Genomic DNA, 15228 nt, shown 5'->3' with positions numbered 1-15228 from the left:
CACTTATTGGCCCAACAGATCAGCACCTTTTATGCTGGGATCAATATCCCAGCGTTGGCAGGTCGTAAACAGAACGGCGTTGATGGCCAGCATTGTGCTGGTCGGAAATTGTCCTAATGTTGGATTCGAGTAACTCATTACGGATATACCAATAAACTCCGCCAGCATAGCCAGCAATACGGTTGTCAGCCACAGGTCCTTAAGCTGCCATACTTTCAGCGTTCCAATGCCAATAATGGCCAGTAGCATCAGTATATACAGCACCATGCCGACAATGCCAGTTTCGATCCAGAGTTCGACGTACCAGCTGTCGGGCGGAATCTGCGCAGCACCGTGGTTGGGCGAAAATCGAGCCCCCATCCCCCCCGACGTGCCTAGCCCGGCCCCAAACGGCAAATCTTTCATATAATTACGTAGCATCGCCTGGTTTTCCATCCGAACCATGAACGATGCATCTTCAGAAGGACGCAGCGCCGTCCGGATTCGGTAAATCTGATAGACTGAATCGCCAATGTGCGTAAACAACAGGATTGCCATAATGGGAGCGGCTACGGCAGCCCCCTTCAGGAGGGTGGCCGGATTACGCCGGAGAACCAGATAGGACGGGAATCCGCCAATCATCACGAACAGAGCGCTCCGGGTTCCTGATACGGCGAAGCCCCAGAACATCACGAGGGCCATCCCCAGAAAGAACAGCTTATGTAATCCCCCTTTGGCCGACATCAGGAAGATCAGGCAGATCAGCGTCATGCCGGCCATCTCCCCGCCAAACTGGGACGCATCGGAGTAGAATGAGAAGCTGCGCAACTGCCCCCACAGTACGTGCGTTTTGGCGTTTCCGAGCGCAAATAACCAGTGAGCTTCGGCATCGGCCAGACCGAGATATTGCTGCTTAAAGGCCCAGAGCGCACTCATGAATGACCAGAAAAGCCATATGCCTACTAACCAGCGGATATCCCGCCGGGAGATCGGCAGGACCAGTACGATGACAGTAATCAGCAGCCAGTTCAGCGAAAACGACCGCACCTTGTAAAACCAGGCTTCGTGGTTTGGCACTTCCGGATTAAAATATTCCAGAACGGTATAGAAGAACCAGGTCAGTAATAAGTAGAAAATGGGGCTGTTCAGCCGTTTCCAGGTCATTCGCTTTCCATTCAGCAGTACACTCAGGAAAGTCATCCATAATACGCCGTCCAGCGATAGGCCCAAGGGTGCTTCGGTGGGAATGAAACGGGTAAATCCCAGAGCAAAACCCAGGGTGATGAAGACAAACAGGCCTACTTTAGGCTCAACCAGTATACCGACCAGCATGATTATCGCAATAGGAACTATCACCGTAGCGGCTCCTCCTATCGCACCAAAATTCCCGATCAGCCAGCCAGCTCCCAAGGCTAACAGCACCCCCAGTCCGCCCAGTATCCAGCCACTTCGGGTGGGTTCATCAAGACTGTACGTATCCCGATCAAATACATTCATAATTTATGCAGAATCAGTCGGCCCGCCGGGATTTTTCCCAGACTCCCGATATGTTGCCCCGGCTAAAACGGACAAAACCGGCCAGCACGCATCCGTTCATGAATACGAAATAAAACGGCACAAACGTCAGTTTCCAGCGTGTCTGCCGGTTTTCTAATACGTACCCGACGTAAGCGGCTCCGTAAAACAGCACCTGACCAGCCAGTATCAACCACCAGAAACCAGCCTCGTCGGCGGGCTGGGTCACCAGGATCAGGTTCAGCAGGAACAGCATTGGTAAACAGAACGGTGTAACTGCCCATCGTAGTACCCGGTGCGATACGTACTGAAAACTTAGCCAGCCATATTTTGCTATATTCAATAGGTATGCCAATCGTTGCATAGCCTGAAAGCCGCCCGTTGCAATGCGAATTTTTCGTTTGGTTTCCTCTCCTACCGAATGCGACGGACGTTCCACCGCGTAGGCATCAGGTGCATAATCAACCCGGTAACCCCGCCCGGCTATGCGCAGCGAAATAATAAAATCATCGAGCAGCGTATCCGGTTCGACGGGTTCATATAGATCGGTACGTACCGCAAACAGTTCACCCGCTGCCCCCACAATAGTGTATAGCTGGGCATCCAGCTTTTTCAGAAACGACTCGTATTTCCAGTACAGCCCTTCGCCACTGCCCGCAGCTGATTCTTTTCCTTGTAAACTAATGCGTTTCTCGCCCGTCACGGCGCCAACCGCTTTAGCATCGAAGCGCCGGGCCAGCCGCCGGACAGCTTCCCGGTTCAGTTGGGTATTTGCATCCGTAAAAATAGTGATAGGTGTTGTCACCTGCAGCATTGCCCGATTCATAGCTGACACTTTCCCCAGACGCTGCGTTCCCGACAGCATCGTCAAATCAGGCAGTTCAGCCTGGCGCTGCTGCAGGTACTCATCCGAACCATCCGTCGAGCCTTCAATTACAAACAGCAGATGCAGTTTTTCGGGTGGGTAATCCTGATGCAGACAGTTCTGTAATTTTTCGGCTAAATACGCCCGTTCGTTATAGGCCGGTACGACCATCGTCACATGCGGCAGTGACTCATCGGATAGCGCTTGATGCGCCGGACTTTTTTTTCTCAGTAACTTGACCAACAGCCAGGCAACAATACCGTACCCTAGATACGTGTAAAAAACCAGAAAAAACAGAAAGAAGAACAGAAAACCAATCAGATGATACACAGAATCAATACGTTATCTGCCATCCGGAGATTATACCGTCGAGACACTCGTTGAGGTAAAATTCCAGAAGACACCTTTAGCAAATGCACGAGCGTGTTCTAACTTTCCCCGGAGCAGGTACGTAGCCATGTGCTTGGGAAAAACACAGCCCGCAAAAAACAGGTAAAAGATCAGGCGCTGCGCGGGGGAGCAGTGCCGTCGCATGTACAGAATCCGGTTACGGGTCAGGTAGTAGGTCTTCATCGGATTCTGGGGTCCGACGGATACGGATTCTTTGTGCAAAATGTAGGCCGAAGACTGATAATAAATCAGATAGCCCGCATCTTTTATTCGTTGCGACCAGTCAAGCTCTTCGTAGTACAGGAAGAATCGCTCGGCAAACCGACCTACTCGCTCAATCACTTCCCGGCGAACCATCATGGCGCAGCCGTGCGCGAAATTCGTAACACCGGAGGTATCGTACTGTCCGCTGTCGGGCTGATTCAGGCCAACAGGCGTCGCGGTCCCGGTGTACATATTCATCGAGTTATATCCAGCATACTGGAGTACATCGGGCGTATCGTAAAATTTGATCTTGGGACACGTAACCCCAATGCGCGGATCGATCCGGAAAGGCTCCAGTAACTCGTCAAGCAGGGTGGGCGTTAGTTCAGTATCGTTATTGACGATAAACAGGAAATCACCATTGGCCGCTTCGATACCCAGGTTATTCCCCCCTGTGAAACCCAGATTACGCTCGCTGCGGATTATGCGCAGGTTTGGATACTGGCTGGCATCAAGGCAGGTGCTTAGTACGGGTTGAGATGCGTTGTCGACAATAATGATCTCGACGTTTGGATACGTCAGCGAGCGGGTCGATTCGAGAAACTGACGGGTAATTTCGGCCTGGTTGTAATTGATTGTAACGAGCGATATGAGCGCCGGAGATCCAGCCGGTCGGCCCTCTTCGGCTACACGTTCTCCTTTTGCCATACGCTGAAGATTGTCTTCCAGATAATGTACATATCTGTTTTAAAGGAAAAGGTTCTGGCGTATTCAATATCGAGGGCAATCCGCTCTTCGTCCGACACGGGGCCTTTTCCTTTTGCCCGTTTTTTCACCTGCCACAGTCCCGTTAGTCCTGCCGGACCAGCAAAACGTTCGGCAGCCAGGTTTGTTGTCAGCTGCTCGGCTTCGTAGGGCGGTAGCGGCCGGTTACCCACCAGCGACATATCCCCAAACAGGATGTTAAATAGCTGGGGCAGTTCATCGATACTGCTGTTACGCAGGAATCCACCCAAGCGGGTAATCCGCGGATCATTGCGGAATTTCATAAACTTGGCGTTATCGTCAAGCTTTGCCTGGTACACTTTTTCGCAAATAGTTTTATCCTGATCGAATAACGGCTGCTGACAGACAACACCTTTCAATTTACAGTCAGTACAGCGCGTATCTTCATCCATTACCTCAGCCGTGGGCTTTTTGGCGTAGATGTTCTGATCGCTCATCTGGGAAATCAGCTGGTCAGCCTGCACTTTCATTGTGCGAAACTTGTACATGCTAATCTCTTTATAATTAGCCCCGATCCGCAACGATTTGTACAGGATAGGGCCTTTAGAATCTAACTTTATGAAAAGAGCCGTCAGAATCATGACGGGGGAGGCAAGAAGCAGAGCCGTCAACGAGACAGCCACGTCAATACCGCGTTTCCAGAGGGGCATCGAAAAGACGACCGATACTGGTTTTTTCGATACTGGTGGCACCGAAAGAACGCGTTTGTTTAAATCCAGGTAGTTGTTGATGGTAATACGAATGTCCTGATCATTTTCTGTCAGAACCAGCAGGTCGGTTGCTCTGGCTTTAATGGCAGCGGCAATCAACTGTTTATTCAGAGAGAAACAGGCAACCAATACCGGTACGTGCTGCCAGCTGGGGTTGTTCCGAACTTTGGGGAGCAGAACATTAAAGGCATTTTCTTCAACAATGATAAGATCAACTTCTTTGGTATTGCTCAGCCACCGACCCGCGTCTTTTACGTTGTTGAATCGAACGACAGACGTATCACTTGGAACGAGCGCACTAAACCGGCCAGCAATTAAGTTGTCTTTCTCCACTAATAAGATACAAAATGCGGGTGTATCGTTCACAAAACTAAGCTGGTTTACGCTTTTTCTAGCTCCGCTTTGGTACAACTCATTGGCACGCATTTTGTAACTGTTTTGGTGTCTATTCGGTATCAGCAGGCGAAACAGAGACTAGTTTGCCGTATTCGTTAATAAATTGTCAGGCGCTCTGCCCTAGTGAATACCCCTTTAGCACCATAAACAAAATGCGTGATTTGTTTTGCCAAAACGATTCAACCTCAGGCAATAATCGGGCCGAAACAGGACCAGGACGTTCAGGCGCTTCTTCCGCAACGGGCATATCCGCCCGGCGTATGGTGGCCAGCAGGCGAACCTTTACTTCAGTTGGATTAAATGGTTTAGGCATGAAGCTATCAACACCCAGTTCCAAACACTGAATACGCGTATTACTATCCGATTTAGCGGATAAAACAACAATTGGAGTCTGGCATAGCAGGCGGTTAGACCGAATAAACTTAATAAGGTCAAAACCACTGAATACATCCAGTTCCAGATCGGTTAACACGCAATCAAAGCGGTTACCCTGAGTAAGCAGTTGAGCGGCCTCCTGTCCGTTAGAGGCAACCGTTACGTCGAAATCTTTCTTCAGCGTCTGAACAAGAATCCCGGTTACGTATGGGCTACCGTCCACTATAAGTAGGTGACGTTTCGAATTCATTCTATAAAGCGTTTAATAATCTCCTAACTAGCATCAATCTAAATTTTAGACTACTCGATAATCAATCGGTTACTCTTAGCTTTTGAAAAAAAGTAGTGGCATCGTTTTTGCGCTTGGTGCCCGATTACTCCGGCACGTTGATTTAATTTTAATCTCAGTCCAGCGCATCATCCTCACAACGTATTGATTAACAGTATTTTATTGCAAGTATATAATTTATCTATAGAAAAAATTATTTCATCGTAATCAATTATATATACCATATAAAAGACAACATTAAAAATAAATTAACTCGAATTAATTATACAATAACTTTTAAATTTACTATTTAATTATATACTTAAATTAATAATTTGGGTAGTAAAGGCTTCATTTTTTGCCCAAACGGGATAAATGGTTGCCTCTAGGTTAATTAAAATCACTGTTTTTTTTTCGGTACTGATTCTTTTCTAAATCGTCTTTCTTGGATTTGTCTAATTCAAAGCAGCCGTAGGCAAATGGAATAAATAGTTATCGCTCCTCAGGCTTTTGTATTAGTTTAAAGTGCTTTCGGCAACTTCCTGCCTGTATTGTCTGCCCCGAACGGGATGGTTGCGGGTTGTTTCGTATTTTTACTGTATCAATCATCTACCAGCCGCAAAACGTTGGTTGATGTACGCAATCATCTTTTTTTATTTGTTACGTATTGAGCCCGTCCCTAAGCCTTCCCGCTGATCATATCCGCCTTTTGTTTGGCCTGAAAATGAGACAGCTTCGCCTTGACAAAGGATTGTCTGTCAGCGAATTAGCCAACAAAGCAGGTTTATCCGTTTCGTACGTCACCGAAATAGAAAAAGGCCGAAAGTACCCCAAAGCCGATAAAATCTCGGCTCTCGCCACAGCCATGAATGTGGATTACGATACGCTGGTATCGCTAAAGTTGAGCAAAAAGCTGGAGCCAATTTCGGATCTTCTGCGGTCGAAGTTTCTGACCGAGATTCCACTGGAATTATTTGGGATCGACCCCTCTGATCTCCTTGAATTATTGGCCGAAGCGCCCGCTAAAGTCAGTGCAATGATCCGTACGTTTATGGATATTGCGCTAAGCTACAATATGAGCGTTGAGCGGCTTTACCAAACTATGTTACGCTCTTACCAGGAAATGCATGATAATCATTTCCCGGAGCTGGAAGCCGACGCAGATCGTTTTCTGGCGTCCTTTGCCGGACAGGGGCAAATGGTGCATGAAACGTTGCTGGCCAACCTGTTAAAAACACAGTATGGCACAAAAATTGACTATTTCGACCCGCTCGTTAACCCGGATCTGATGTCGCTCCGGTCAGTATACCGGCCGGAGAGTGCTACGTTGTACCTGAACGCGGGCTTATCTTCCGAACAGCGCGTTTTTATTCTGGCGCGGGAAGTGGGCTTTCAGTATCTGGCACTCAAGAACCGGCCTTATACCTATTCGTGGGTGGAGGCCGAGTCGTTCGAGCAGATTTTGAATAATTACAAGGCTTCTTATTTCGCCGGTGCCATTCTGATCCGACGCGACGCCCTTATCGAAAAGATCTCCGCGCTATTCGCGCAGGAAAGTTGGGACAACGACCGCTTTCTGGCCCTGATTCACGAATTTGGCTCGACCCCTGAGCGCTTCTTTTATCGGCTCAGTAACATTCTGCCAAGTCATTTCGGAATTGATCAGCTATTTTTCTACCGGTTTAACCACACCGCCGGGCAGACAACGTTTCAGCTCACAAAAGAAATGCACCTGTCGCGGCAACAGGGACCGCGTCGCATTGCCGATGAACACTTCTGCCGCCGGTGGATTGCCTTGACGATTTTGCAGGAATTATCGTTCCTGCAGCAGAACAAAGGGCAGAACGAAACCCTTTGCCGGGCGCAACTATCTGAGTATGCCGACTCGGGTTTACAATACCTGATTATCTCCGTCGCTCATCCATTTCAGGCGGCAACGCAACAGAACATGAGCGTGTCGATGTGTTTTGCGATGAACGACACACTCCGAAGCAAAGTGAAATTTCTGCAGACAGATCCGGCCAGTGCCCCTTTCCGTGTCGTGAATGACGCCTGCGAGCGCTGCTCTCTGTTCGACTGCCGCGAGCGGGTAGCGGCTCCTACCGTGCTGCAGAAGAAGCGCCAGTTTGCCAGCATGAAGCAGGCGATGGAAAAATTTCGGTAACGATGTATAGAACAGTGTAAACACAGGAAGGGGGCTGTACCAAACTGGCACAGCCCCCTTCTGTATATCTGAAGTGAACAACTTACGCGTTCTGTTTCATGCGGATGATGTTCAGAGCAGCACCGGCTTTGAACCACTCAATCTGTCCTTCATTGTACGTATGGTTCACGGAGAACTCATCCGTCGTACCATCAGCGTGCGTCAGTTCAACGGTCAGGGGTTTTCCGGGAGCAAACTCCTGGAGCCCTTTAATTGCAATCGTGTCGTCTTCCTGTACCTTGTCGTAGTCGGCAGGGTCGGCAAACGTCAGCGCCAGCATGCCCTGTTTTTTCAGGTTGGTTTCGTGGATCCGGGCGAATGAACGTACCAGAATAGCACGAACACCCAGGAAACGTGGCTCCATAGCTGCATGCTCCCGCGATGATCCTTCGCCGTAGTTTTCATCACCTACAGCGATCGAACCGATACCAGCCGCTTTATAAGCGCGCTGTACGGCCGGAACTTCACCGTACTCACCCGTCAACTGGTTTTTTACCGTGTTGGTTTTGTCGTTGAAGTAGTTCACCGCACCGATCAACATGTTGTTGGAAATATTGTCGAGGTGACCACGGTACTTCAGCCACGGACCAGCCATCGAGATGTGGTCGGTTGTGCATTTGCCTTTGGCTTTGATCAGCAGTTTCAGACCGGTCAGATCGGTACCTTCCCAGGCGGCAAACGGCGCCAGCAACTGCAGACGATCCGACGTCGGGCTAACGATTACTTCTACACCCGATCCATCTTCGGCAGGAGCCTGGTAACCGGCATCGTCGACGGCGTAGCCTTTGACGGGCTGCTCAATACCAGCGGGTTCGTCGAGCATTACCTGCTCACCGGATTCGTTGGTCAGCGTATCGGTCATTGGGTTGAACGTCAGGTCACCGGCAATGGCGAAAGCCGTTACAATCTCGGGCGATGCTACAAACGCGTGGGTGCTGGCGTTACCATCATTCCGTTTCGCAAAGTTCCGGTTGAACGACGTAATGATCGAGTTTTTCCGGCTTGGGTCGTCCATGTGCCGCGCCCATTGCCCAATGCAGGGACCACAGGCGTTGGCCAGAACCACACCACCAATTTCTTCGAACGTATCAAGGATACCATCGCGCTCGGCCGTGAACCGAACCAGTTCCGAGCCCGGCGTTACGGTGAATTCGGCTTTTGCTTTCAGGTTTTTTGCCGTGGCCTGGGCCGCTACCGACGCCGACCGGGTCATGTCTTCGTAGCTGGAGTTGGTGCAGGAACCGATCAGACCAACTTCCAGTTTTTCGGGCCAGTTGTTTTCTTTTATCGCTTTGGCAAAATTCGACAGCGGCCATGCCAGATCCGGCGTGAACGGACCGTTGATGTGCGGTTCCAGTTCCGACAGGTTAATTTCAATCAGTTGATCGTAGTACGTAGCGGGATCTGCATATACTTCGTCATCCGAGCGTAGGTTGGCTTTAACAGCTTCGGCTGCGTCAGCGATTTCGGCGCGGCTGGTTGCCCGCAGGTAGTTGCCCATTTTCTCGTCGTATGCGAAAATCGAGGTCGTTGCTCCAATCTCGGCACCCATGTTACAGATGGTTCCTTTGCCCGTTGCCGACAGACTTTCGGCTCCTTCGCCAAAATATTCGACGATGCAGCCCGTACCACCTTTTACAGTCAGGATACCGGCTACGCGCAGGATAACGTCTTTGGCCGATGCCCAGCCACTGAGTTTACCTGTCAGCTTCACACCGATCAGTTTTGGCATTTTCAGCTCCCAGGCCAGCCCCGCCATTACGTCGCAGGCATCCGCCCCACCAACGCCGATTGCGATCATACCCAATCCACCCGCGTTTGGCGTGTGCGAATCGGTACCGATCATCATGCCGCCGGGGAAGGCGTAGTTTTCGATAACAACCTGGTGAATGATGCCAGCGCCGGGTTTCCAGAAACCGATACCGTATTTATCCGAGATCGACGACAGGAAGTCGTACACCTCTTTATTTTTGTTTTTGGCTGCGGTCAGGTCCGTTTCGGCACCCACTTCGGCCTGGATCAGGTGATCGCAGTGAACCGTCGACGGAACAGCAACCTGGGGCCGCCCAGCCTGCATAAACTGTAACAAAGCCATTTGTGCCGTTGCATCCTGCATGGCTACCCGGTCGGGTGCAAAATCGACGTACGTTTTGCCCCGCTCGAATGCCTCGGTTGGCAGACCGGCAAAAAGGTGACTATACAGAATTTTTTCCGACAGGGTGAGCGGTTTTCCCACGACCTGACGGGCTGCTTCGACGCGTTCGCCCATAGTGGCATATACGCGCTGAATCATATCGACATCAAAAGCCATAATAAAATCGAGATAACGGTTCTTTACATTAGGGATCCTACCTGGATCTGTTCCTACTTAGACAACTATTGGAAACCCAAAATGGATTCCGGATAGCTGCTCAAAATTAGAAGATTCTCCTCTTTTTGAAAATAATCCGGCGAACGGACGGACGACAGAGCCTTATTCAGAACCATTCAATCTAATTTTGTACCCTTTTTTAACAAAAAGAGCTGGAAATAGCTTACCGTTTAAGCAACTTTAGCGATTAGATCTCGTCACCTGAGAGAAAGCTAACACCAAACACAAACCATGATCAAGAAAAACGTATTTCTATCAGCACTTGTACTCGTCCTTTTTGGGCTTACGCTGACATCTTGCTGGGACGAAGAAAACCCAACAACGGTGCCCTCGACAACCATGTTCACGGCCACCCTGAACGGTGCCAATGAAAAACCGACCTCAACGACCTCACCCGCGACGGGAATGTTCATGGGTTCGCTAAACGAGACAACCCGCGTATTGAGCTATACCGTTACGTATTCCGGTTTTCCGGCTTCAACCACGGTCATCGGCGCTCACCTGCACCGCGTTATTCCAAACGATGCAGCTGGTGTGAATGGCGTGAATCCAACGCCCGAGATTCCATTTACTACGTTAACGTCTCCTATCACGGGCACTACGCCAGCTCTCAGCGCGGCTCGTGTAGACAGCATGAAACGGGGCTTTTACTACGCAAACATTCATACGAATAACTACCCATCCGGGGCTATTCGGGGTAACGTGACAGTGCGCTAACGAAGTCCGTCCTGTACGTAAAAAGGCTGCCTGATTTATCATCAGGCAGCCTTTTTTATTGACGATTTCCGGTATAGTTCGGCTGATATCAGGCCATCCATCCGGGACTGGAACGCCTTCAGGCGCAGCCCGGCTGCTGGCATTAATTTTTGCCAGTCGGCCAGTTGGCGGGTTTCAATACCAGCCGTGAATCGAAAAAAACGAATCATTGACCAGATCAGTGCTTCGTGCCACCAGATACCCGTCCGGACAAAATCGGTCACCAACCAATAGCCGCCTTCAGCCAGTACACTGCCTAATTTCGGCAGCAGCTGCGTAGCCAGTGTGGTTTCGGTGAATAAGTCCAGCAAATAGGGGGTAATCAGTACGTCAAAACGCTCACTGGATCGAAGCGCCGTTTCGTCGCCCAACCGGAACTCAACAGTGCCTGTTAGGGGCGTCTCGGCCATACGTTGACTGGCTCGGGCCAGCATCCGGGCCGACTTGTCGAGGTACACTACCCGGTCGGGCTGGCAGTTTTGCAGGAGTGGTTGTAGAATCTTGCCTGTACCGCCCCCCACTACTAACACCGATGCGCCTTTTGGAATTGACAGCCGGGCGTTCGGTTGCAAAAAAGCAGTCTGCGCCTGCTCCAATTGCCGGCCAAACACCAGAAACGATAACGCGTCGTACAGGGGGGCCACCCCATCAAAATTCCCGCCCACAGAACGTAAAAAACCCATGCGGTAAGCCTGAAAACGACAACGGGTGCAGTCCTCTGACGTTCTGCACCCGTTGTTCTTCAATAGAATAAAACAAGGTTGGTCGGCTTAGACCGACTGGGCTACAGCCGCAATGGTCTGCTGGCTGTTACCGGCTACCGTCACCGACTGTCCGTGTACCAGCAGCGTAATGGGCGTAGCCGATGCGTTGGCTACCGTTACGTCCTGCTGCGTGGTGGTTACCTGCAGCATGGCCCCCCGGAACCGAATCTTGAACGACAGCGCCTGCCAGTGCTCGGGGCAGTAGGGGTTGAGAACGAGTTGGTTTTTTTCAACGCGCATACCCCCAAAGCCTTTCACCACCGCCAGCCAGGTACCGGCCATCGACGTAATGTGGCAGCCGTCTTCAGTATCGTTGTTGTAATCGTCCAGGTCGAGCCGGGCCGTGCGCAGGTACATCTCATACGCTTTTTCTTTCATACCCAGCTTCGACGCCTGAATGCTGTGCACGCAGGGCGACAGCGACGACTCATGCACCGTCATGGGCTCGTAGAAATCGAAATTGCGCCGGAGCGTGTCGGTATCGAACTCGTCCTCGAAGAAATATAATCCCTGCAGTACGTCGGCCTGTTTGATGAAGCACGACCGCAGAATCCGGTCCCACGACCAGTTCTGGTTGATGGGCCGCTGCCCTTCCGGAATGTCCCAGACGGGCATCAGGTCTTTATCCAGGAAGCCTTCCTGTTGCAGGAAAACGGCTTTATCCTCGTCGTACGGCAAGTGGATTTTCTCAATAATCTGCTCGGCCAGCGTCAGCTCGTCCGGACGAATCTGAAGCCGATCAACCAGTTCGATGTAGCGATCGGCATTTAGATCTTTCACCTTATCGATGGCTTCAAGCGTGTAGCGCAGGGTCCAGGCCGCAATGTAATTGGTGTACCAGTTGTTGTTAACGTTGTTCTCGTACTCGTTCGGGCCGGTAACGCCCAGCATGACGTACTGTTGTTTCTCCTTCGACCAGTTTACGCGCTGGCTCCAGAAACGGCTGATCGCCAGCAGCACTTCCAGACCATACTCGACCAGATACTGCTCGTCGCCGGTGTAACGAACGTAGTCGTAAATGGCGTAGGCGATGGCACCGTTCCGGTGAATTTCTTCAAAGGTGATTTCCCACTCGTTATGGCACTCTTCGCCGTTCATCGTCACCATCGGGTAGAGAGCCGCTCCGTTCGTGAAGCCGAGTTTCTGGGCGTTTTCGATGGCTTTGCCGAGTTGTTTGTAGCGGTACACCAACAGGTTTTTCGCCACTTTCTGGTCGGCAGTAGCCAGGTAGAATGGCAGGCAGTACGCTTCGGTATCCCAGTAGGTCGAACCGCCGTATTTTTCGCCGGTAAACCCTTTGGGCCCAATGTTCAGCCGCTCGTCTTCGCCGGTATAGGTCTGGTTCAGTTGGAAGATATTGAACCGAATGCCCTGCTGCGCTTCAACGTCGCCGTCGATGACGATGTCGTTGGTTTTCCATTTATCCACCCAGGCCTGCTTCTGCTCAAACAGCATCTTATCGAACCCCTTGCGGGTGATCCGCTGAATATATTTGTGCGCGTCCTGAATGATTGTATCAGGATCGTAGTTCAGCGACGACAGATTTACCGCGTACTTGAAAATAGCGGTTTCCTGTCCCTGCCGACAATCCAGGCTGATTCGGTTAGCAACGTATTTTTCGTATTTGATAGGCTGCGATTGGTAATCGACCCGCTGCCCGTCCTGCTCGATGGCAACGCACATGCCCGTCGCAACATGGAAACCGGTTTTCCGGGTCCGCATTTCGATGTAGGCTTCGCCGTAAGCCGTTTCTTTCCGCACCTCGTCCCAGAACGTTTCGTCGTAGTTGGCGTCGCGGTTCCGGATGGCGCCATCGAGGTAAGGCGTGATGGTAATCTTCGCGTCGAAGTTGAGGGGCGTAATGGCGTACCGGATCGCTCCCGCTTCGTCGTCCACGATAGAGCAGAACCGCTTGGCATTTACCCGAAGCTCTTTCCCGCTTTTCAGAACGGCCACGAACGAGCGTTCGAGGTAGCCTTCCTCCATATTAAGCTCCCGGTGGAAATCACGCACGTCGCAGTGATTCAGATCCAGCGATTCGTACTCGATGTCGATGTCGATACCAATCCAGTTGGCGGCATTCAATACCTTCGCGAAATACTCCGGATAACCGTTTTTCCACCAGCCGACGCGGGTTTTGTCTGGATAATATACCCCGGCCACGTAATTTCCCTGCAGGGTCTTGCCGGTAAATTTCTCTTCGAAGTTTCCCCGCTGACCCATTCGACCGTTCCCGAGCGACATCAGGCTTTCGGTGATTTCGTTGTATTCCCGGTGAAAGCCGTTCTCGACAATACGCCAGGGATTATTTTCTAAATAATGCTTCATTGGATAAGTGGCGACCGTGTGCTCCCTCTTTTTAAACGGCGTTTCGGGTAATTAGTCACCCAAAAAATAAGGGTATTCCAGCGTCGTTTGGGCAGTAAGTCTACTTGAGCTAAGCGACAAAGTTACTCATTTCAGCCTTTACGCGCATCGCCTGATTGATATGCCGCTCCGTATGCGCCACCAGCATCAGGATAGCATCGCCCAACCGGATGGTCAGCCAGTTACCAAATAAGGTACTTAGCGACTCCTGGTTCCAGTCGAGGTAAATAGCCTTGTTGAGCAGGTCGCGCAGCAGGGTTTGCAGCTCAATAAACTGATTCAATACGTCCGTTGCATCCAGTTCACTAACCCGGCGCGGCCGGAGAATACCCGGTGTCGGTACTTTCATTTTTGTCTGCGGATCGACCATGTAGCGCATGGCTTTCCCAACCCAGCTCGATACAAAGGTCTGGTCGGTTGGGCTTGTCTGCACCAGCCCAAGCCGATCAACTTTATGCTGAATGTTCCGGATGTAGAACCGCTCGGCCAGGTTCAGGTGCTGCAGACATTCCAGAATGCTCCAGCGATCCGGTGCCAGTTTAAAACGCAGCTGTCCGGCCGATAATGGGCTGAACTCCCGCGTTACGGTATCCAGAATACGGTCAAGACGGCTTTGGAGTTGCCGGGCGGTCTCAAGTTTGTGCATGATCGGTTGATTGAGCCAGTGAGAATTGCTCAAGGTCGCGTCGGGAGTTCAAGTCGATGGAACCGGCTTCGAACGGCACCTCTGCGCGGTCATTCCGATGGCGGGCAATCACCCATTTCACCCCTTTGTCACCTTCCAGCTGCAGCAGCTCGGCGATATAATCGCGGCTGAACAGCGCTGGTACACTCAGTTGGGTATCATAGCGGCAGGCCACTATGGGTTTACCATCCTCTTTGTAGGTTTCCAGCATATGTAGCAGCAGCCCCAGTGATACCATGGGCTGATCGATATGCAGAATTAATACAGCGTCAATGTCTTTGTGGGTCAGATATAGCCCAGCCAGCCCTGTTTTCAGCGATGAAGCCTGTCCCGTTGGCCAGCTCGGGTTATCGACCAGCGTAATGGGTAATCCTTCCAGTTCAGTTATAACGGATTCGCGGTTCGCACCCAGTACGACCACTACCGGCCCACGCTGCAAGGCAAGGGCACTTTCGGTAGTCCGCTGAATCAGCGATTGTCCTTTATACGTAATAAGTTGTTTTGGCAGGCCACCCATGCGCGACGAGTCGCCGGCTGCCAGTATGATTGTTCCTATTTTCAAGAGTTTCAGAGAGATCGTGGTCTACCGGTAAA

The 15228-nt window shown here is 51.0% G+C and carries 12 protein-coding genes; 2 read left to right on the top strand and 10 right to left on the bottom strand.

Features of this window, described 5'->3' with window-relative positions:
- Nucleotides 1–3 precede the first annotated feature (3 nt).
- From HU175_RS12430 to HU175_RS12410, 5 genes are all read right to left on the bottom strand, one after another.
- Nucleotides 4–1476 carry an O-antigen ligase family protein gene (locus HU175_RS12430; protein WP_176566906.1) on the bottom strand — a complete coding sequence of 491 codons (1473 nt, stop codon included), beginning with the start codon at nt 1474–1476 and terminating at the stop codon, nt 4–6.
- A gap of 13 nt (nt 1477–1489) precedes the next feature.
- Nucleotides 1490–2698 carry a glycosyltransferase family 2 protein gene (locus HU175_RS12425; RefSeq protein WP_176569204.1) on the bottom strand — a complete coding sequence of 403 codons (1209 nt, stop codon included), beginning with the start codon at nt 2696–2698 and terminating at the stop codon, nt 1490–1492.
- Nucleotides 2699–2719: 21 nt separating this feature from the next.
- The gene (locus HU175_RS12420) at nt 2720–3661 is read right to left on the bottom strand and encodes a glycosyltransferase family 2 protein (RefSeq protein ID WP_176566905.1); all 942 of its coding nucleotides are present in this window, start codon (nt 3659–3661) and stop codon (nt 2720–2722) included.
- Nucleotides 3640–4815 carry a sugar transferase gene (locus tag HU175_RS25025; protein WP_317167733.1) on the bottom strand — a complete coding sequence of 392 codons (1176 nt, stop codon included), beginning with the start codon at nt 4813–4815 and terminating at the stop codon, nt 3640–3642. Before HU175_RS25025 ends, HU175_RS12420 begins: the two co-directional genes overlap by 22 nt.
- A 136-nt stretch (nt 4816–4951) precedes the next feature.
- A complete protein-coding gene (locus HU175_RS12410; RefSeq protein ID WP_176566903.1) occupies nt 4952–5470 on the bottom strand; it encodes a PleD family two-component system response regulator in 519 nt (172 codons plus the stop codon).
- A gap of 742 nt (nt 5471–6212) precedes the next feature.
- Between HU175_RS12410 and HU175_RS12405 the strand changes: the two genes are divergently transcribed.
- A complete protein-coding gene (locus HU175_RS12405) occupies nt 6213–7652 on the top strand; it encodes a helix-turn-helix domain-containing protein (RefSeq protein WP_176566902.1) in 1440 nt (479 codons plus the stop codon).
- An 82-nt stretch (nt 7653–7734) separates the two neighbouring features.
- Here HU175_RS12405 and HU175_RS12400 read toward each other — a convergent pair whose 3' ends face one another.
- A complete protein-coding gene (locus HU175_RS12400) occupies nt 7735–10002 on the bottom strand; it encodes an aconitate hydratase (protein ID WP_176566901.1) in 2268 nt (755 codons plus the stop codon).
- A gap of 291 nt (nt 10003–10293) precedes the next feature.
- Between HU175_RS12400 and HU175_RS12395 the strand changes: the two genes are divergently transcribed.
- Complete coding sequence (locus tag HU175_RS12395; RefSeq protein ID WP_176566900.1) at nt 10294–10779, top strand: CHRD domain-containing protein; 486 nt, start codon at nt 10294–10296, stop codon at nt 10777–10779.
- 41 nt (nt 10780–10820) lie between these two features.
- Here the strand turns inward: HU175_RS12395 and HU175_RS12390 are convergent, their stop codons facing one another.
- From HU175_RS12390 to HU175_RS12375, 4 genes are all read right to left on the bottom strand, one after another.
- On the bottom strand, nt 10821–11501 hold the full coding sequence (locus HU175_RS12390) for a class I SAM-dependent methyltransferase (RefSeq protein WP_176566899.1): 681 nt from the start codon (nt 11499–11501) through the stop codon (nt 10821–10823).
- 87 nt (nt 11502–11588) lie between these two features.
- A complete protein-coding gene (locus HU175_RS12385; RefSeq protein WP_176566898.1) occupies nt 11589–13910 on the bottom strand; it encodes a glycoside hydrolase family 65 protein in 2322 nt (773 codons plus the stop codon).
- Between the two features lie 109 nt (nt 13911–14019).
- Nucleotides 14020–14595, bottom strand: a complete 576-nt coding sequence (locus tag HU175_RS12380) for a DinB family protein (RefSeq protein WP_176566897.1) — start codon at nt 14593–14595, stop codon at nt 14020–14022.
- Nucleotides 14582–15151 (bottom strand): NTP transferase domain-containing protein, encoded by a 570-nt coding sequence (locus HU175_RS12375; RefSeq protein WP_255433133.1) that lies wholly within the window; start codon nt 15149–15151, stop codon nt 14582–14584. The genes HU175_RS12380 and HU175_RS12375 overlap by 14 nt, the downstream gene beginning before the upstream one ends.
- Nucleotides 15152–15228: the final 77 nt, after the last annotated feature.

The organism is Spirosoma sp. KUDC1026, from assembly GCF_013375035.1.
Lineage (GTDB): Bacteria > Bacteroidota > Bacteroidia > Cytophagales > Spirosomataceae > Spirosoma.
This window is presented reverse-complemented; position numbering and strand designations above follow the sequence as displayed.

Coding starts and splice junctions, on each gene's coding strand:
- HU175_RS12405 (WP_176566902.1), top strand. CDS start 6,213: ATGAGACAGCTTCGCCTTGACAAAGGATTGTCTGTCAGCGAATTAGCC.
- HU175_RS12390 (WP_176566899.1), bottom strand. CDS start 11,501: ATGGGTTTTTTACGTTCTGTGGGCGGGAATTTTGATGGGGTGGCCCCC.
- HU175_RS12420 (WP_176566905.1), bottom strand. CDS start 3,661: ATGGCAAAAGGAGAACGTGTAGCCGAAGAGGGCCGACCGGCTGGATCT.
- HU175_RS12375 (WP_255433133.1), bottom strand. CDS start 15,151: ATGGGTGGCCTGCCAAAACAACTTATTACGTATAAAGGACAATCGCTG.
- HU175_RS12410 (WP_176566903.1), bottom strand. CDS start 5,470: ATGAATTCGAAACGTCACCTACTTATAGTGGACGGTAGCCCATACGTA.
- HU175_RS12385 (WP_176566898.1), bottom strand. CDS start 13,910: ATGAAGCATTATTTAGAAAATAATCCCTGGCGTATTGTCGAGAACGGC.
- HU175_RS12430 (WP_176566906.1), bottom strand. CDS start 1,476: ATGAATGTATTTGATCGGGATACGTACAGTCTTGATGAACCCACCCGA.
- HU175_RS12400 (WP_176566901.1), bottom strand. CDS start 10,002: ATGGCTTTTGATGTCGATATGATTCAGCGCGTATATGCCACTATGGGC.
- HU175_RS12395 (WP_176566900.1), top strand. CDS start 10,294: ATGATCAAGAAAAACGTATTTCTATCAGCACTTGTACTCGTCCTTTTT.
- HU175_RS12380 (WP_176566897.1), bottom strand. CDS start 14,595: ATGCACAAACTTGAGACCGCCCGGCAACTCCAAAGCCGTCTTGACCGT.